Annotated in this window: 17 protein-coding genes; 5 read left to right on the top strand and 12 right to left on the bottom strand. The window is 46.8% G+C overall.

The features are described from left to right. Nucleotides 1-212: 212 nt before the first annotated feature. Nucleotides 213-1,658 carry an HNH endonuclease gene (locus LG368_RS13345; protein WP_226755226.1) on the bottom strand — a complete coding sequence of 482 codons (1,446 nt, stop codon included), beginning with the start codon at nt 1,656-1,658 and terminating at the stop codon, nt 213-215. Nucleotides 1,659-1,763: 105 nt separating this feature from the next. Further along, nucleotides 1,764-2,963: a methyltransferase gene (locus LG368_RS13340; RefSeq protein ID WP_226755225.1), complete on the bottom strand. Its 1,200-nt coding sequence runs from the start codon at nt 2,961-2,963 to the stop codon at nt 1,764-1,766. Nucleotides 2,964-3,129: 166 nt separating this feature from the next. Here LG368_RS13340 and LG368_RS13335 point away from each other — a divergent pair, with 166 nt between their 5' ends. Continuing rightward, a complete protein-coding gene (locus LG368_RS13335; RefSeq protein ID WP_226755224.1) occupies nt 3,130-4,326 on the top strand; it encodes an amino acid aminotransferase in 1,197 nt (398 codons plus the stop codon). Nucleotides 4,327-4,434: 108 nt separating this feature from the next. Here the strand turns inward: LG368_RS13335 and LG368_RS13330 are convergent, their stop codons facing one another. The 5 genes from LG368_RS13330 to LG368_RS13310 form a co-directional block, all read right to left on the bottom strand. Beyond that, nucleotides 4,435-5,049: a UPF0149 family protein gene (locus LG368_RS13330; RefSeq protein ID WP_226755223.1), complete on the bottom strand. Its 615-nt coding sequence runs from the start codon at nt 5,047-5,049 to the stop codon at nt 4,435-4,437. A gap of 60 nt (nt 5,050-5,109) precedes the next feature. Continuing rightward, nucleotides 5,110-7,008 carry a DNA topoisomerase IV subunit B gene (parE, locus tag LG368_RS13325; RefSeq protein ID WP_226755222.1) on the bottom strand — a complete coding sequence of 633 codons (1,899 nt, stop codon included), beginning with the start codon at nt 7,006-7,008 and terminating at the stop codon, nt 5,110-5,112. Between the two features lie 149 nt (nt 7,009-7,157). Next, on the bottom strand, nt 7,158-7,739 hold the full coding sequence (locus LG368_RS13320) for a YqiA/YcfP family alpha/beta fold hydrolase (protein ID WP_226755221.1): 582 nt from the start codon (nt 7,737-7,739) through the stop codon (nt 7,158-7,160). An 83-nt stretch (nt 7,740-7,822) separates the two neighbouring features. Further along, nucleotides 7,823-8,305 carry a DUF1249 domain-containing protein gene (locus LG368_RS13315; RefSeq protein ID WP_226755220.1) on the bottom strand — a complete coding sequence of 161 codons (483 nt, stop codon included), beginning with the start codon at nt 8,303-8,305 and terminating at the stop codon, nt 7,823-7,825. Between the two features lies 1 nt (nt 8,306). Then, entirely contained in the window at nt 8,307-8,927 is a 621-nt protein-coding gene (locus tag LG368_RS13310; protein WP_226755219.1) for an NUDIX domain-containing protein, read from the bottom strand. Nucleotides 8,928-8,996: 69 nt separating this feature from the next. On the opposite strand from LG368_RS13310, the gene LG368_RS13305 reads away from it, so the two are divergent. From LG368_RS13305 to pseF, 4 genes are all read left to right on the top strand, one after another. Further along, entirely contained in the window at nt 8,997-9,572 is a 576-nt protein-coding gene (locus LG368_RS13305; RefSeq protein ID WP_226755218.1) for a DNA-3-methyladenine glycosylase I, read from the top strand. A gap of 103 nt (nt 9,573-9,675) precedes the next feature. Next, nucleotides 9,676-10,671, top strand: a complete 996-nt coding sequence (gene pseB, locus LG368_RS13300) for a UDP-N-acetylglucosamine 4,6-dehydratase (inverting) (protein WP_226755217.1) — start codon at nt 9,676-9,678, stop codon at nt 10,669-10,671. Next, nucleotides 10,658-11,887 (top strand): UDP-4-amino-4,6-dideoxy-N-acetyl-beta-L-altrosamine transaminase, encoded by a 1,230-nt coding sequence (gene pseC, locus LG368_RS13295; RefSeq protein WP_226755216.1) that lies wholly within the window; start codon nt 10,658-10,660, stop codon nt 11,885-11,887. Before pseB ends, pseC begins: the two co-directional genes overlap by 14 nt. After that, entirely contained in the window at nt 11,888-12,586 is a 699-nt protein-coding gene (gene pseF / locus LG368_RS13290) for a pseudaminic acid cytidylyltransferase (RefSeq protein ID WP_226755215.1), read from the top strand. Here the strand turns inward: pseF and pseG are convergent. From pseG to fliS, 5 genes are read right to left on the bottom strand one after another with little or no spacing between them, the layout of a single operon-like run. Next, the gene (gene pseG, locus LG368_RS13285; protein WP_226755214.1) at nt 12,583-13,554 is read right to left on the bottom strand and encodes a UDP-2,4-diacetamido-2,4,6-trideoxy-beta-L-altropyranose hydrolase; all 972 of its coding nucleotides are present in this window, start codon (nt 13,552-13,554) and stop codon (nt 12,583-12,585) included. The genes pseF and pseG overlap by 4 nt on opposite strands. Then, on the bottom strand, nt 13,551-14,570 hold the full coding sequence (gene pseI, locus LG368_RS13280) for a pseudaminic acid synthase (RefSeq protein ID WP_226755213.1): 1,020 nt from the start codon (nt 14,568-14,570) through the stop codon (nt 13,551-13,553). Before pseI ends, pseG begins: the two co-directional genes overlap by 4 nt. Before the next feature lie 2 nt (nt 14,571-14,572). Then, the gene (locus LG368_RS13275; RefSeq protein ID WP_226755212.1) at nt 14,573-16,681 is read right to left on the bottom strand and encodes a motility associated factor glycosyltransferase family protein; all 2,109 of its coding nucleotides are present in this window, start codon (nt 16,679-16,681) and stop codon (nt 14,573-14,575) included. After that, nucleotides 16,671-16,964: a hypothetical protein gene (locus tag LG368_RS13270; RefSeq protein WP_226755211.1), complete on the bottom strand. Its 294-nt coding sequence runs from the start codon at nt 16,962-16,964 to the stop codon at nt 16,671-16,673. Before LG368_RS13270 ends, LG368_RS13275 begins: the two co-directional genes overlap by 11 nt. After that, entirely contained in the window at nt 16,964-17,398 is a 435-nt protein-coding gene (fliS, locus tag LG368_RS13265) for a flagellar export chaperone FliS (RefSeq protein ID WP_226755210.1), read from the bottom strand. Before fliS ends, LG368_RS13270 begins: the two co-directional genes overlap by 1 nt. Nucleotides 17,399-17,428: the final 30 nt, after the last annotated feature.

Genomic DNA, 17,428 nt, shown 5'->3' with positions numbered 1-17,428 from the left:
GGCTTTATTGTGCCCAATATTTTGGGTCTTTTTTACAGCGCATATGGCTAAAAATAACGTTTTTAATGGAAAAGCCTAAAAATACCATGGCGTTTCTTGTCTGAAACGCCATTATTCAGGGACGACTATATTAAGCAATAAACTCTATTATAAATCATTGAGGCGAGCATTCTATTTCATATGTTTTGAAGACAGTTCATTAATATAATGATTTACTTTCTAGCAAGTAATTTTTTAAGCACTTTAAGAGAGTGAGAGCAATCAAAGCTTCGATCAAATTTATATTGTATTGAAACATCAAAAAGCTTCTTTTCATTGATTATGTCTTTCACTTCACTTTCATTAAGGGAATACTCTTGTGATGCAACCTTATAGAAAGATAGATCACTTTCAGAGATATATTTACCTAGATAGCTTTCAATCAGAAGATAAGCACGTTTTTTACTCAATGTAGTAATACCTGTTAAATGAGCAACTTCTGCTTTATCGTATAATTCACCTGAAATTTTATGACAATGATCTATTCTATTAAGAACTACGGCCTTCTTGAACATATTTGCTTTTATATAACTACGCACCCTATCACCGTAGCTATCTAATTCTGAATTATCAAAATTTCCTGTACTGAGAACACTTCTATATCGCTTACTAATTCTTTCTGCTAAAAATGCTGCCCTTTCCTCTACAGTTGTAATGTATTTATCACCTAAAAGAAGATTACACTCAAGACAGCAATCTACAACTTCGCTTTGTTTATAATCTCTTTTAAACCTGAGACTTGAAATAGGAATAACATGATCTCTAGTCATTGATGAATCATCACCACAATAAAAACATTTCTTTATCCTGACTGGTCGAAAATTAGAGGATAAATCACTCAAATTATCTCCTGTAGGAGCAATATCGTTATGACGAAAATATCTTTCCTCTAGTTCTTCATAAAAATAATAACAACCATTAAAATATACAACGCGATAACCAATAAAGTCTATATTAATGGGCATACCTTCTAGTATATTATTTTTTAGACCACTAAATTTACTACAGTACTTCCACCTTAAAACTGACTCCTCTGAATCATAGTGGATATATTTAAATAAATCATCAAAATCAAAACTAATACGCTCTAAAAAATCGTTTTCGATTATATTTCCATATACGAGATCACTATCAGATATAAATGAAAAATCTAATAATTTAGGGAAAACAATAGTATCCAGATCTTCATTTAAAACATAGAAGAATAAATTTTCTATTGGAATCTTTTTTTCACCGACAAAAATAAAGTCAATTTTCTCATCTGACAACTTGCTGTAAAAACCACCAGCATCATATATAAAGATTTCACACAATCTATTTTTTAGATCATCAAAAGAAGTGAACGTATAAAGATTCTGAGCTAAATTTGATATATCAGTATTTTCACTATCACCATCTAAATAAAATAATTCAGATGGCCAGACCTTTAACTCTTTATAGTAAATGAATTTTGCATATTCAAAATAGCCGAATGGAGTATGGAATATAAATTTATCTTTCTGCTCGTCAAACTCTTGACTTATAATTTCTCCATCACTAGTAACGTACTCTCCATTCAGTAAATTAATACCATCAAAATATACAAGGACCTTTTTCGTTGGCTTATCTATAATCTTCATTACACTCCCTCGCAGTCTAATAACTCACCATCTATTAATTATAAACACACTTCCTTGAGGTTTCCTCCAATGTACCCCAATCCTCTCCCCGTTCCAAGATCGCCATCAATCACGCTTTGCGCGTATCATCCAGTTCCTTGGGGTGAGTGTTTTGTCACAAAATGCCCCGATCTCAACGTGATACCCCTGCTCTTGAAGATACATCGCCCGATCAAGCACCAGCCACTGCTCCAACGCTGGCCGAAACAACTGACTAATCGCCTCTAGCCGTTGCACCGTTTCATAACGCGCCTGCCCGACCCGCTCAAAATGCACCGCCTCCGCTTTCGTTATACGTTGAGAAAAATGCTTTTGCTCCGCCGCCCAATCACAAAACCCCACAAAACCCTGCCCCAACAACGCCTTCTGCAAAGACGGCACCGGCAAATACCCATCCTCCCCACGAACCTCACGTTGCCAAGCATCAAACCCCAAACGATACGTCAACTCAAGCCGCTTCAACCGCTGCTCACGCGCCCCCGCCGTCACCACCTCCTTAACCGCCAACTTAAGATCCGCCTGACGCAAACACAACGCCGAACCCTGCGCCTCCCCAGACAAAGGCACATACACCGCCGCTTGCGTCAAATGATAACAACAAGGCACAAGGCACAATTGCGACGTCTTCGCCTCTGCCGCCTGCTGCAACAACACCCGATGCAAATCCCCACACGCATGCAACGCCACCACACAATCCGCATCAAACAGCGCCGCCCTACCCTGCTGCTTCAACACATCAACATGAGCAAACCTCTGATCAACCCCCAACCTCTTTGCTTCCTGCTCCCCCGCTTCACACAAGACCTGTTGCCACTCCAAACTCTGCACCCTAGCTTGCTGCTGAAACGCCAACACCTTACCCAAATGACCTTTACCGGCACACCACTCAACATAATCAGACACCACCGGCGTTTGCGCCACAAATGCCTGAATTTGTGACCACTTGCGCCCCTTAATTCCCGTGGAAACATAACCAGGAAGAGAAACCGACTGCTCCGACCGGTCGTCTAACGCGGCTAACGCTGGTTGACCTGACACAGCCGCCTCACCCCATGCCAACAAACTCGGACACAAGCGAAACACCGTCGCGTAAAAATCGTCGCTGTGAAGTGCATCAAAATCAACCTGCTCAAGATACGACGCCAACGCCGGATACATCGCCCGCCAAGGATTATCCACCTCAGCAAACGTATCAAATTGCCACAAAGCAATGTGCTCGGCTAACCAAGCATCGAGCGCGCGAAAACGCAGAGAAAAAGCAGTCATAAATACACTCTTGGCAATCAAATCAAACCACTAACATGAAGTCGCTTGAGGTTTTTCCAGTTGAAGAAGAAATTCCCTTTCTGTTACATTGTATTTTGTCATAAAAACGAAAAAATACAGCCCCCAACCAAGCGACTTCGCTCACAACAAGGACTCCGTACCCATCATGTTCAAACACCTAAACGCTGTTGCTGGCGACCCGCTCATCGCCCTTATCATGGCCTACAAACAAGATCCTAATCCCAAAAAAATTGACTTGGGCGTAGGCGTTTACAAAGATGACAACGGCCACACCCCCGTGCTGAATACCGTTAAAAAAGCCGAAGCCATCTTATTGGAACAACAAGGCTCAAAAAGCTACCTAGGCATTTACGGCGCAGCAGAATTTGAAGGCGTTATTCAAAATTTGTTGCTTGGGGAAAACAATGACATCACCACGTCAGGTCGTATTCGCTCTACACAAACCCCTGGCGGCACAGGCGCGTTAAGAATCGCGGCCGATTTTATCCATGCCAGCTTCGCCGATGCCCGACTTTGGGTCAGCGATCCAACCTGGGGAAACCATACGTCCATCTTTGAATATGTTGGCGTGGAAGTAAAAGAGTACCCCTACTACGATCGAGCCACCAGCGGCCTGCGTTTCGACGACATGATGGCGACCCTAAAAGCCGAAACCAAACCCGGCGATGTATTGCTCTTACACGCTTGCTGCCACAACCCAACGGGCGTTGACCTAGAATTTGACCACTGGAAAGAACTCACCGAACTGGTCAACGAACGCGGCCTATTGCCACTAGTCGATGCTGCCTACCAAGGCTTTGGCGACGGCCTAAACAAAGACCTCGAAGGGTTTCGCTACATGGCAGACAACGTATCGGATATGTTGATTGCCAACTCCTTCTCGAAAAACTTTGGCATTTACCGTGACCGTTGTGGTGGGTTGAGTGTGATTGGCGAAACCGCCGAAGACGCCAACACAGCGTTTTCCATTATCGGCCAAGCAATCCGTGCTAACTACTCCATGCCCCCGGCGCACGGTGCTGAAGTGGTGTACACCATTATGAGTGACCCCGCATTGGCAGCAGAATGGGAACTGGAAGTCGCCGCCATGCGCGATCGCATTAACAACTTACGTGAGAAATTGGTCACAAAACTGGCTGCCTCTGGCGTTAGCAGAGACTTTGGTTTTATCAAAAAACAACGCGGAATGTTCTCCTACTCTGGCTTAACACCAGAACAAGTGCATACATTGCGTTATGAGTATGCCATTTACATGGCCGATACCGGACGCATCAGCATAGCGGGCGTCAGCGATACCAACATTGACTACCTGTGTGAAAGCATCGCCAAAGTGGTTGGCTAATACAGCAACGCTCAAGCACTAAACAAAAAAACGTGACTCAAAAGGTCACGTTTTTTATCGCACTTATTTATATAAAAATAATTAGTACAAGAACGAATACAAAAACGATTAATGCAAAACCCGTGTTTGTCCGTCTTTCGTGGTTGTTTGTATTTCTGGGTGAAAGTGCTGCACCAAACGTAAAATAGACGGCTCTAAATTCTCGCGCCAAAAAGCCACTTCTTCATCGACCATCATGTCTAACTTGTCCCAGCCCGCTTCCGTGCCAAACAAACGAACCGGCGCCAACACCTCATCAAAAAAGGCACGGTCACCACCGATACCTAGCCCAATCAACTTGGCACCACGCACAAAACCCACACACCATTCTTCCACCAACAAGGTAGACTCGCCGTCCACTTCTTGTTCTAAGTAAACAGGATAGAAATCCCCAAACAACAGACCGTTCATGGTTTCCATATACATGATCAGCACCAGACTCAAAAACTCATCTTCTTGCTCAGTAGATTCCCAAACAGGCTGGTCTTCATCCGCGCCCCAAATCGCCCCTAACCAGGTATCAGGCTCTAACTCTTGCATGGAACAACCCAATGCGGTTAAAAAGCCATCCAACTCTGACACGCACAGCAAAGAGCGATCCGTGCCAAACGCCATCAAATAATGATCAATTTTTTCATAAAGGACATCTTCACTGATAATTTTGTCATCTTGTTCTTGGGACATTACATTGTTTCCATTTTATATTAAGAGGTTGGCGATGCCTTACGTTGTAAGAGGCCAAGATCAATCTACAATCGCTAAATTACCATAGGTTTCTAACCAGCCTTTTCGATCGCCAGCCCGTTTTTTCGACAGAAGTTTATCCAACAATTCATCCGTATCTGGCTTATCCTCCATGGTTAACTGAATCAAACGGCGGGTATCCGGTGCCATAGTGGTTTCACGCAGTTGTGACGGGTTCATCTCACCCAAGCCTTTAAAGCGCTGCACATTAGGCACGCCCCGTTTATTTTCTTTAGCCAGCTTATGCAAAGTGATGTCTTTTTCTTCATCGTCCAAGGCGTAATACACCTCTTTGCCCAGATCAATACGATACAAGGGCGGCATGGCAACAAACACATGCCCATTGTTCACTAAAGCAGGAAAATGACGTACAAACAAAGCGCAAATCAGGGTAGCGATGTGCAAACCATCCGAGTCAGCATCAGCCAAAATACACACTTTACCGTAACGTAGACCACTCAAATCTTCTTCACCCGGGTCCACCCCTAATGCCACGGAAATATCGTGAATCTCTTGAGACGCCAACACCTGATTAGAATCCACTTCCCAAGAGTTAAGGATCTTACCGCGCAAAGGCAAAATCGCCTGAAAATCTTTTTCACGCGCTTGCTTAGCCGAACCACCGGCTGAATCCCCTTCCACCAAAAACAACTCACTGCGAGAAGAATCTTGACCGGAACAGTCGGCTAATTTACCGGGTAACGCCGGGCCTTGCGTGACTTTTTTACGCACCACTTTTTTGCTGGCACGAAGGCGTTTTTGCGCACTATTAATAACAATATCAGCGATTTTATTGCCGTCTTCCACATGGGAATTCAACCATAAACTAAAGGCGTCTTTTACCGTCGCCGAAATAAAAGCCACGATTTGACGGGAAGACAAACGCTCCTTAGTTTGACCTGAAAACTGCGGCTCTTGAATTTTCGCAGACAACACATAACTGCACCGATCCCACACGTCTTCCGCCGTTAACTTAACGCCACGCGGCAACAAATTATGAAAATCGCAAAATTCACGGATCGCTTCTAACAAGCCAGTTCGTAAACCATTGACATGGGTGCCGCCTTGCGCGGTTGGGATTAGGTTCACATAACTTTCTGTGACCAACTCACCGCCTTCCGGTAGCCACTGCACGGCCCAATCAACGCCTTGTGTTTTTTCACTCAAACCGCCAATAAAAGGCTCATCGGGCAAGAGCACAAAACCCTCATTCGCCAAGGCGAGATAATCTTTCAGCCCGTCTTGATAAAACCACTCTTCACGGACTTCTTTGGCGCCACTTTGATCGATGAACACCACATGAAGGCCAGAACACAACACCGCCTTCGCTTTTAAAAGGTGCTTTAAGCGTGATAAAGAATACTTAGGACTGTCGAAATACTTACCGTCGGCACTGAACTTCACCTTGGTGCCCGTGTTCTTTTTGCCCACCGTGCCAATTTCTTTCAGTTCCGAGGTTTTAAAACCATGCTCAAAACCAATGTGATACTGAACCCCACCGCGACGTACCCACACTTCTAACGAGGTCGACAAGGCATTCACCACCGACACACCCACACCGTGCAAACCACCGGAAAACTGGTAATTATCACCCGAGAATTTACCGCCCGCGTGCAACTTGGTGAGAATCAGCTCAACGCCCGACACGCCTTCTTCCGGGTGAATATCCACCGGCATACCGCGGCCATTGTCTTCCACGCTCAAGGAACCATCTTTGTATAAAACGACCTCAATGCGATCGGCGTGACCCGCTAGGGCTTCATCGACCGAGTTATCGATTACCTCTTGCCCTAAGTGGTTGGGCCGAGTGGTGTCTGTGTACATTCCTGGGCGTTTTTGGACCGGCTCTAGACCGCTGAGGACTTCAATTGATCCAGCGTTGTATTCTTTTGCTGACATGCGTGTGGTTTCCAATATGATCGGCCATGGCGATTAAAAAAAGCCCATGGCATTTTGAATATAAAATGATGGCACAGAGTCTATCACTGGTTTTGTATCCTGTGAAATGCTCTAGACAAAGGGTAGGAAAAGGGCCGTGAAAGCCCAGATTAGTCGGTGATTATTTGAGCAAAACGTAAAATATCGTGGATAAAACGCTCAAAGTCGACAAAGCGGTGGTCACCATTCAGTTCTTGCGTTAAACGCACTGTCTCGGGAAACGCGCTCAAAGCGGCACGGTAATCCAATACCTCATCCCCTTCTTGCAACATAAGCCAATACAAAGACGCCGTTGGATGAGGCACTACCAAGGCTTGCAACTCCGTCATGTGCGCAGCGGTCAATGTATAAGACTCTCCCGTATACGGATTCACCTGCGGCCCCAAATGACGCGTTAACAAGGTAGGCGCCTCTACCGCGGGGTTCACCAACACCGCGTTGAGTTGATACTTCTCGGCCAAATAAGTGGCATAAAAACCGCCCAATGAACTGCCAACCAGAGTCACCCCTTCTGCTAGATGCGTTTCAATCAACGCCTCTAATTGCGCGATGGCCTTACTGGGCTGCCATGACAAACGTGGTGACATAACCGCCCCTGGCAAACCTATTTTCGTCACCGCTTCCACCAGCACATTGGCTTTGTGGGAACGTTCTGAACTGTTAAACCCATGAATGTAAAGAAGTACTGGCATGAAAGGCTCTTATTAATAAAAGATATAAAACGTGTTATTGGCAGAAAAAAAGCAGAAAAAGAACGGATTAACGCTTCTGGCACTCAAGCAAATTGAAAAATCGACGTGGCGTTTAAACGGTGCCCATGTTTCAAACAAAGCTCTAATAAATCCGCCAACTGCTGATTCAAACGAAACTTCTCATCCCGATGCAACATGGCATCATTAGGATAAGGATAAACACCGCGGTATTGACGATGGCCATCGGTGATTTCCGCAATACCCACATCATGATACAGGCGCACCGTCATGGATAAAGTGGTCTTAAACAACAATTTTTTGTCCGTTTGTGGACCAAATTCTAAAGCAATCTCCGAGGTAAAACGACTTTCCTTTCCTAACGTCAATCGCAAACGACTCTCTTGATCGCCCGAGGTATGCACGGCAAACTGCCAAGTGTCCATCTCTTCTTCGCCACGAATCAACCGGTTCATACGACGATAATTCAACTCGCCTAACTGCTGCAGACTGACCAGATCCGGCACATATTGGCGATTTTTCTTCAGCGAATATTGCGTACCCGACATATCAAGGCCCCCATTTTTGCAGCTGCTCAGCCTTGTTCAAAGCAAACCACTGTAACGCCATAATGGTGCTGGCGTTTTCAATGTCGTGCTTCAGCAGTTCAACCGCCTCGTCCGCGTCCAACAAATGCAGTTTAATGTCTTCGTTCTCCGTGTCCAAACCGTAAGACTGCGCCAGATCCACTTGGCTGGCATCGAATTCGCCCAAATACATGCGCAGGTATTCCATCAACCCACCAGGAGACGGCACAAACTTAAACATGTATTGCAAACGTTTTACGGTAACACCGGCTTCTTCAAAAGACTCACGTCGCGCCACCTCTTCGTCACTTTCGCCCGCTTCAACCATGCCCGCCACCACTTCGAGCAACCATGGCGATTCGCTTCTTGTCACCGCCGGACGAAACTGCTCAATCAACAAAATCTTATCCGCCACCGGATCAAACAATAAAACACACACAGCATCGTTACGCACCATCATTTCCCGTTGCATGGGTTGGCTCCAGCCACCATTGAATTGGCGATGGCGTAGGGTCAATTTGCGCATTTCAAAAAAGCCTTTATAAAGACACTCGTCTTTTAAAATTTCCACGTCTTTTTTGCTATAAGTTGGTTTAAAGGTCATAGTGTTTTTTTAGCCTATTTATTTAGACGCTATCTTGTGTTGATGTCATTGCAGATAACAGGTGAATGTATGCAAACAATACGCTGTGCTTGGTGTTTAGGATCGCCAGACTATATTGACTACCACGATAATGAGTGGGGCAAGCCCGTCTACGACGATAAAACCTTGTTTGAATGCATTGTACTTGAAAGCGCTCAAGCTGGCCTCAGTTGGATTACGATTTTACGTAAACGCGAGGGCTACCGTGCCCTGTTTCATCATTTTGACCCTATAAAAGTCGCGGCGATGACAGAGGGCGACGTAGCACGCTTATTACTCGATGAACGCATCGTACGTCATCGCGCTAAAATCGAAGCCACCATCAACAACGCCAAGGCTTTTTTAAAAATTGTCGACAAGTTTGGTTCTTTTAGTGACTATTACTGGGCCTTTAGTGACCATAACATTATTGATCATCCACTCAAACACCACACCGATGGGCCTGCTGTGACCGAGCTGTCTACACGCTTCGCCAAAGACTTAAAAAAGCGCGGTTTTAAGTTTCTTGGCCCCACCACCTGCTACGCCTTTATGCAAGCCACCGGCATGGTCAACGACCATATTGAGGGTTGTGTAGCTCGACAGAACCCAACAAAGCACGATTGATTTCATTAATGTTTTTACAAAAAAGGTCGATACCCTAGAAGCATTCTTTGTACAATCTTGATTTAATCTCGACACTTTTCACCCTTTGGTTTGGTACAACACTATGTTCAACAACAAAAGCATCCTGATTACAGGCGGAACCGGTTCTTTTGGCCGCCAGTACGTCAAAACACTCTTGGCCAATTACCAACCCAAACGTCTGGTGATTTATTCCCGTGATGAACTCAAACAATACGAGATGCAACAAGACTTTGACGCCCCTTGTATGCGTTACTTTATTGGCGATGTGCGCGACAAAGACCGCATGACACAAGCCATGCGCGATGTGGATTTTGTCATCCACGCTGCGGCACTAAAACAAGTGCCCGCTGCGGAATACAATCCGATGGAGTGCATTAAAACCAATATTCATGGCGCGGAAAACGTCATTGCCGCGGCCATCGCCAATAACGTCGAAAAGGTCATTGCCCTATCCACCGATAAGGCCGCCGCCCCCATTAATTTGTACGGTGCCACCAAACTCGCTTCCGATAAGCTGTTTGTTGCCGCCAACAACATGGTCGGCCAAGGTCGCACACGATTCTCTGTGGTGCGTTACGGCAATGTGGTCGGTTCTCGTGGTTCGGTGGTGCCGTTTTTTCAGAAACTGGTCAGCGATGGGGCGGAAGCCATTCCAATCACCCACCCAGACATGACGCGCTTTTGGATCACCTTGCCCATGGGCGTCGACTTTGTGCTAAAAAATTTCCAGCGCATGCACGGCGGTGAAATCTTTATTCCAAAAATCCCGTCCGTTCACATCTTGGATTTGGCTAAGGCGTATGCGCCGCATTTACCGACCAAAAACGTCGGCATTCGCCCAGGTGAAAAGCTTCACGAAGTGATGTGCCCTACCGACGACTCCTATCATACCTATGAATTTGAGCACCATTATGTAATTGCGCCGAGCATCAAGTTTTATCAGGACGACATGGACTTTGGCCGCAGTCGTTTGGGTGAAATCGGCACCTTGGTCGAACCGGGCTATGAGTACCAATCGGGTAATAATCCGCACTTTTTAACGATTGAAGAGATTTTAACCTTCGATGACGCACAGTAAAAAACACACTGACTCGATGCCCGACGCCTTTATTCCCTATGGACGCCAGTCGATTAGCGAAGACGACATCAATGCGGTGGTCGACGTATTGCGTTCTGACTTTTTAACGCAAGGCCCTTGCGTTGAAGCGTTTGAGCAGGCGGTTGCTAAAAAAGTGGACGCTCACTTCGCCGTCGCAGCGAACAGCGCAACCTCGGCATTGCACATGGCGTGCTTGGCGCTGGGGGTAACGGAAGGTGACCGCGTTTGGACCTCACCCAATACCTTTATAGCCTCGGCCAATTGCGCCCGTTATTGCGGTGCCGAGGTCGATTTTGTCGACATAGACCCACACACCTATAACCTGTGTGCCGACAAACTGGCGGAAAAATTAGCCCACGCCAAACACAATAACACCCTACCTAAGGTGGTGATTCCCGTACATTTTGCGGGTCAGTCTTGTGATATGCAGGCGATTCATCGTTTGGCACAAGAATACGGCTTTCGTATTATTGAAGACGCGTCCCACGCCATTGGCGCGACGTACCAGCAAGCGTATGTTGGGGCATGTCAGTACAGTGATATTTGTGTGTTTAGTTTTCATCCGGTAAAAATCATCACCTCAGGGGAAGGCGGTATGGCGCTGACCAACCAGCCTCATCTCGCCAAACAGTTACGCACCTTTGCTCACCAAGGGACAACAAAGTGCGCCGATGAACTGACCCAAACGCCAGGGGATTGGTATTACGAGCAGCACATTCTGGGGTTCAATTACCGCATGACAGAAATGCAGGCGGCGCTGGGCTTATCACAGTTGGCAAAGTTGGACGCTTTTATTGATCAACGCCACCAGCAGTTTGCCTTGTACGCCGAACTCTTGGCCAACTTACCGATCACACGACCTTTTCAGCAAGATTCCGGTCACTCGTCCTTACATCTGTACCCTATTTTACTGCCAAGCAACATAAAAAACGGGCAAAAAGTCGAGCCGTCAGCACGCAAGGCGATTTTTGATGCTTTACGATCCGCGAATATTGGCACCCAGGTGCACTACATTCCGGTACACACCCAACCTTATTATCAGGCGCTAGGCTTTGCTTGGGGCGACTTTCCCATTGCAGAAGACTACTACCAACGCACGCTCAGTTTGCCTTTGTTTGTTGGCCTGACCTCTGAGCAACAAGAGCGCGTGGTCGCGGTGTTAGCCTGCGCCTTGGCCGAACAAGGAATGCTGTAAATGACGCGTGTCGCGGTTATCCCTGCCCGTGGTGGCTCCCAACGCATTCCGAAGAAAAATATTCGCTTGCTCGATGGCAAACCGCTGATTGCTTATTCTATTGAAACGGCCTTGGCATCAGGCTTATTTGATCGCGTTATTGTCTCCACCGATGACGAAGAAATTGCGCGCATCGCCAACGAATACGGCGCGGAAACGCCTTTTTTACGCCCTGCGGATTTAGCCGACCACATGACAGGTACGACGCCTGTGATGCAGCATGCTTTGCAGTATTTGATCGATCAAGGTGAAGCGCCCGATGAAGCCTGTTTGATGTACGCCACCTGCCCTTTGCTGACCTCAAACGATGTGCAACTGGGGTATGAAATGTTACAAAACACTCGCGGCTTTTGCTTTTCCGCCACCACCTTTGCCTTTCCTATTCAGCGTGCTTTGCATATCACGGCCAATGGCGAACTGGCCCCCATGTTCCCTGAGCACATAGTCTCACGTTCACAAGATTTAGTCGAAGCCATCCACGATGCTGGGCAATTTTACTGGGCACGTACACAAGATTGGTTTGATAAGACGATCTTTGGCCCCGATTCTACGCCACTCATGCTGCCAAGACATCGCATTCAAGATTTAGATACTGAGGAAGATTGGTTACGACTGACGCAGCTTATATTGCTGAAAAAAGCCTCGGCGTTACATTATTAAGAACTGGTCACACAGTTGGCCACGCGCGCTGCGCCACGGCCATCAACGAGACTCAAGGCGGTATCGCGAGCCGTTCGCAGCCATCTGTCGTCCTGCCATTTTGCTACAACGGTCTTAACCAAGGCTTCTGTCTGAGCCCGTCGCTCGTTTTCTGACAAGGTATCGAAGCGCATCGAATCGCACCAGCCCAAAGGCACATGCTGCTGTAACGAACGAGTTTGGTTATCCGCCACTTGAGCGAAAATCGTCGGCACCCCCAAACACGCTAATTCGTATAAGGTGCTTCCCGCCGCAGAAATGGCCATCTTTGCCCGACCCATTAGAGGCGTAACGTCGGACAGACCTTGTTCCAAGGCAATCGCATGATCTTGGCAAAAGCGTTTTACTGCATCGGCGTTTTTTGCGCTGCTGCCCAATAAGACTTGAATATCTGTCATCAAAAAGCCACGAGCGTTGAGCGCTTGCAGAATCGGCAAGGTTAACGCTAGCGGATCAGTTCCACCAAGGGTAATCAATAGTTGGTTTGAGGCATGGTTAAATTGAGTAGATCGAGCTAGAAATTCAGGTCGCAACAGGGCGTATTGGCTGCCAATAAGTGCGTGTTCCACATTGGCCGAATAGGTTTGGTTAATCGGGTTTAACACCCATTTAGCCGAAAAGTCACCGCGGTCATTCATATCGTCCAGCACTAATAAGTTGGGCTGAGCCTGAAATAAGGCAGTAATGTCATCGGCTAGATAGCCATAATGATCGAGAATCATGAGATCTGCGTTACTGGCTAACGCAAGGCACTCTGCTTCGCTATCAATAAAATAATCATTTGCGGCAGCAAACGCCTGATAACGGCGATCCACCACGAAACAACAAGTCCAGCCCAACTCAACAAGCGCCTGAGCCAACGCTTGGCAACGTACTCTATGCCCCATGCCGATATCGACAGACGCATCAGCACGAATCAGCGCTTTCACGCCATCATATCCCAAGCCAAAGGCTGACCTTTTTGCGCATCAACCGATAAAGTCTTGCCCAGCACATCTGACCAATGTTTTGGTGCCAAGCCGAAGGAAGGGCGAATGATTTGCAGGTGCGTTTCGTTTAAAACCGTCCCTGCCGGTAGATCCGTCGCCACGTAAATCGAGCGGCGGTACTTTTTCGCGGCTTGCTCAGCGTCTGAGCCACCATAGGTCACAGAACCGAGGGCTTGTTTTGCCGCGCGACAGGCCTCCACCATGGCTTTCATCTCAACGGGCTCCATGGAAAACGCCGCATCGACGCCGCCCGCACTGCGATCCAGCACAAAGTGTTTTTCGATCACGGTTGCGCCTAAAGCTGTGGCCGCCACCGCTGCGCCCAAGCCCTGAGTATGATCCGACAAGCCGACTTGGCAGCCTGTTCGCGCAGCTAAATCGGCCATGGTCACTAAATTGGAATCGGCTATTTTCGCCGGATAAGTGCTAGTGCATTTGAGTAAGGTCAGCGGGTTATCACCGATTGCTCGAATGGTCGCCACCGCTTCTTCGATTTCCTCAAACGTCGCCATGCCAGTAGACATAATGATGGGCTTTCCAGTACGCGCGACGGCTTGAATCAGCGGGATATCAGTCATTTCAAAGGAAGCAATTTTATACAATGGCACCTCAAGCGACTCTAAAAACGCCACAGCACTCAAGTCAAAAGGTGAACTAAACGCCACCAGCCCTAGCGACTCCGCCAGTTCAAATAAAGGTTTATGCCATTCCCACGGCGTCGACGCTTTGGCGTACAAATCATACAAATTATGACCACGCCACAGGCTGTCGTCTTCCGACACCATAAATTCCCCATGACGAACATCCAACGTCATGGTGTCTGGCGTGTAAGTTTGCAGCTTAATCGCATCAACACCAGCGTCAGCGGCGGCGTAAACCATGGCCTTGGCCAATTCAAAATCTTGATCGTGGTTGCCGGATAACTCGGCAATAATAAAGGGCGTCTGCGAAAACATAATTAGCCGTTGTAAAAATTAATAAGATGATTGTTGCCTTGGTCCACGTATTCCGATGCTTGTTGCAACATGCTCGGCATTTCGTCAAGAAACTCACGCCAAGGGGCAAAAACATGCCGCGCACGAGCGACCACTTCCGATTCATCTTGATACTTAAAAATAAACTGAACAATTAAGAAGGCCGAATAGGTAAAAGAGCCTATTAATAAGTCATAAATATGGCGATGAATGCTGCCTTTAAGAAAGTAGATTTGGCGATGGTGCGACCACAACAAATCACATACCTGTTGGCGGGTGGTGATATTGTCGTCCCAACCTTGCTGTAATGAGCGGCTGACCTTACAAAAGTCATCGATCGAAATCAAAGTATCGGCACCTTGCCCTAAAACAGACGCCGGCGCATCGGTAAAGAAATGACGTTCTAAGGCATCGATCAACGCTTTATGGTCAACTTTCGGGTCCATGATGAGCAGATCATCCAGCGGCAAAGGCGTTACGCCTTCTATCTTTGCACCATCAGACAAGTTAAAGCTGGCAAAGTGACGACGCTTATTCAGTTGTCGTGTCATGGCTTCGAGTTGTACACGGGACGCATCCATAATGCCGGTGGCGAATACCGTACCGCCAAAATTGCCCTCGCGCTCAACCAATTTCGCATCGTGAAAGGTTTGAAAGCCGGATTCTTTGCCGTCTTTGTAATAACCACTGTGAACCGAGTGATGACTGCCGGTGTCTTTAAAGCCGTTATCAACCCCTAAGTAATACAGATTGTTAAAGCCAAATAAATGCACATACGATAACGCCAAATTCGCCACAATGGGGTTGCAATAATTAAGCTGAATGTATTCCTTATCGTCGCCGTGGGCACGCGCTTGATTCAACATCAAGGAAGTGATGGCTTCCCCAGGTTTCATCGCCATACCAGAACGTTTAAAGCAATCAAAGAAACCCGGGTGCATAACATTCACCGATAACCCCCAGATCTTATCGAGGTAATCTTGATCAATGAATTTAAACTTATCCACTGTCAGCTTTAAACGTTCAATGTCTACATGAATGTCTGGCGTCACGCCGAGTTTTCTTAAAGTGTTAATCGTGGAACCACACGAAATCACCAATATTTGATCACGGACGGCTTTTACCAACTCGATACCCTGATCCAACGAAGGGCCATTGCCCAAAATAAAGACCGGTGTGTTTGTCACCCATTTAGGCAAGGCATGGTCCGTAGGAAGGTGGGCAACCTTAGTGTTGGTCAGTGATTTAAGCCCTTGAGCAATCCCGATTAAAGCATCATCAAAAAAGCCCCACCCCATGACTTGGCGGGCATAGTGTTTTTTAAAATACTCAATGGCCAGGTTGTTTTCTGGACTGCCATAGCACACATGCAACATGGTTTCGGGTGCCATGAAGTAGCCGTTTTCTTCTAATTGACGTAGGTAGGTTTCGGTAAACTCTTCTGCCCCCACACCCAAGAAAAAATGGATGGTGCGGCCATCGCGGTTGAAGGTTTCTAGAATGCTTTCCCACTCAATAGCGAATAAAGAATAGTAAAAAAAGTCTAAATCACGCTCATACAAATACAGGTGTTTGATGTCGCGCTGAGCCAGAATCATTTCTAACTGATAGCCGAATTCAATGCCAAATAAAATCGTTGACCCCACAAAGTCCGGCCACCCTTCCTGAGGTGTCAAGCCGTCTGCTTGCAGTGCGATTTGATCCAACATTTTATTACTGTAATAAACATGACGACTTGGGTGATCATCTGTTCGATCAAGGTTTAGCAGCGTTCTATTAGGCGTTTTTAACGCTTCTGCCACCTTTTTAGCGGCCTGCGCTCTAGGTTGATGGGAAAAAAGGGGCGCGCCGATGTCTTCTCGATAAAGATTAAGCTCACCGCTTTCTTCCATATAAATATGGCGCTTCTGTGGTTGATAGTCTTGGAAAGATTCAAAAATATGCGGCATGATCTGAGCAAACACGGACATATTGCGAAGATAACGTTCTGTCAATTCCTCGTCGTGCTCTCTTAGGCGCTCTGTGCCACGCTCAAACACAGAAAAAAACGCTTCTGCCTGCTCAAGAGAAGGAGAAAAGTCTTCATTTTGCATTTTTTACGCCTTTGTACTTACTGACACCCTTACGGGTTTTATGGGTCTGATGCAGCTGTTGCTGCAACTCGGAGTGAGCATCACGGACGAGGAGGGTGGCCGCTCTATGCAGCGCAATAAAATGGCGGATAACATCGTTATCTGCAGAATTAGATTGCGGCACAATGGAAAGGATAAAGGCACTATTCGCGTCACAAAGCGCTTGAATTGCCTCTAAATCTTGGCTTTTAACCCCCTCCTCTAATGCCACACTTAACGTCATTAAGCGTGACATATCGAGCATTATACTGCCCCTACACGCGCTTCAACCTGATCGGTATAGCCCGCCTGATTACGCGACGGTGTGATCTGATCCCAAGCACCTTTTATCTGCAACAACAACGCCATTACTTGATCAATAATTTGAGTGTCTTTGGTGACGCTGGCTTCTGTGATACGGACCACCATGTACTCATACAAGGACTCAAGATTATCAACCAATTCAGGGTTAGCGTCGCGATCTAAAGCGTCACGCAAACCGTTGATAATTTCAACAGCATGAGTCAAGGCCGTTGCTTTACCAGGAAGGTCAGATCGTTCGATGCAACCTTTGCCTAATGCCAGCTTCTCTAGTGCTCCTTGCATCAGTAACTGAATCACTCGGTGAGGATCAGCCGATGCCAAATCAGACTTTAGTGAGTCCTTTCTGTAAGCTTGGATTCCTTTACTTTTGTACATAAACAACCCCATTAGTCAGTCATCAATAAA

The organism is Marinomonas algarum, assembly GCF_020532605.1.
Classification (GTDB): domain Bacteria; phylum Pseudomonadota; class Gammaproteobacteria; order Pseudomonadales; family Marinomonadaceae; genus Marinomonas; species Marinomonas algarum.
This window is presented reverse-complemented; position numbering and strand designations above follow the sequence as displayed.

Excerpts from the sequence above, each read along its gene's own strand:
- LG368_RS13345 (WP_226755226.1), bottom strand. The coding sequence starts at position 1,658 with ATGAAGATTATAGATAAGCCAACGAAAAAGGTCCTTGTATATTTTGAT.
- LG368_RS13340 (WP_226755225.1), bottom strand. The coding sequence starts at position 2,963 with ATGACTGCTTTTTCTCTGCGTTTTCGCGCGCTCGATGCTTGGTTAGCC.
- LG368_RS13335 (WP_226755224.1), top strand. The coding sequence starts at position 3,130 with ATGTTCAAACACCTAAACGCTGTTGCTGGCGACCCGCTCATCGCCCTT.
- LG368_RS13330 (WP_226755223.1), bottom strand. The coding sequence starts at position 5,049 with ATGTCCCAAGAACAAGATGACAAAATTATCAGTGAAGATGTCCTTTAT.
- parE (WP_226755222.1), bottom strand. The coding sequence starts at position 7,008 with ATGTCAGCAAAAGAATACAACGCTGGATCAATTGAAGTCCTCAGCGGT.
- LG368_RS13320 (WP_226755221.1), bottom strand. The coding sequence starts at position 7,739 with ATGCCAGTACTTCTTTACATTCATGGGTTTAACAGTTCAGAACGTTCC.
- LG368_RS13315 (WP_226755220.1), bottom strand. The coding sequence starts at position 8,305 with ATGTCGGGTACGCAATATTCGCTGAAGAAAAATCGCCAATATGTGCCG.
- LG368_RS13310 (WP_226755219.1), bottom strand. The coding sequence starts at position 8,927 with ATGACCTTTAAACCAACTTATAGCAAAAAAGACGTGGAAATTTTAAAA.
- LG368_RS13305 (WP_226755218.1), top strand. The coding sequence starts at position 8,997 with ATGCAAACAATACGCTGTGCTTGGTGTTTAGGATCGCCAGACTATATT.
- pseB (WP_226755217.1), top strand. The coding sequence starts at position 9,676 with ATGTTCAACAACAAAAGCATCCTGATTACAGGCGGAACCGGTTCTTTT.
- pseC (WP_226755216.1), top strand. The coding sequence starts at position 10,658 with ATGACGCACAGTAAAAAACACACTGACTCGATGCCCGACGCCTTTATT.
- pseF (WP_226755215.1), top strand. The coding sequence starts at position 11,888 with ATGACGCGTGTCGCGGTTATCCCTGCCCGTGGTGGCTCCCAACGCATT.
- pseI (WP_226755213.1), bottom strand. The coding sequence starts at position 14,570 with ATGTTTTCGCAGACGCCCTTTATTATTGCCGAGTTATCCGGCAACCAC.
- LG368_RS13275 (WP_226755212.1), bottom strand. The coding sequence starts at position 16,681 with ATGCAAAATGAAGACTTTTCTCCTTCTCTTGAGCAGGCAGAAGCGTTT.
- LG368_RS13270 (WP_226755211.1), bottom strand. The coding sequence starts at position 16,964 with ATGCTCGATATGTCACGCTTAATGACGTTAAGTGTGGCATTAGAGGAG.
- fliS (WP_226755210.1), bottom strand. The coding sequence starts at position 17,398 with ATGTACAAAAGTAAAGGAATCCAAGCTTACAGAAAGGACTCACTAAAG.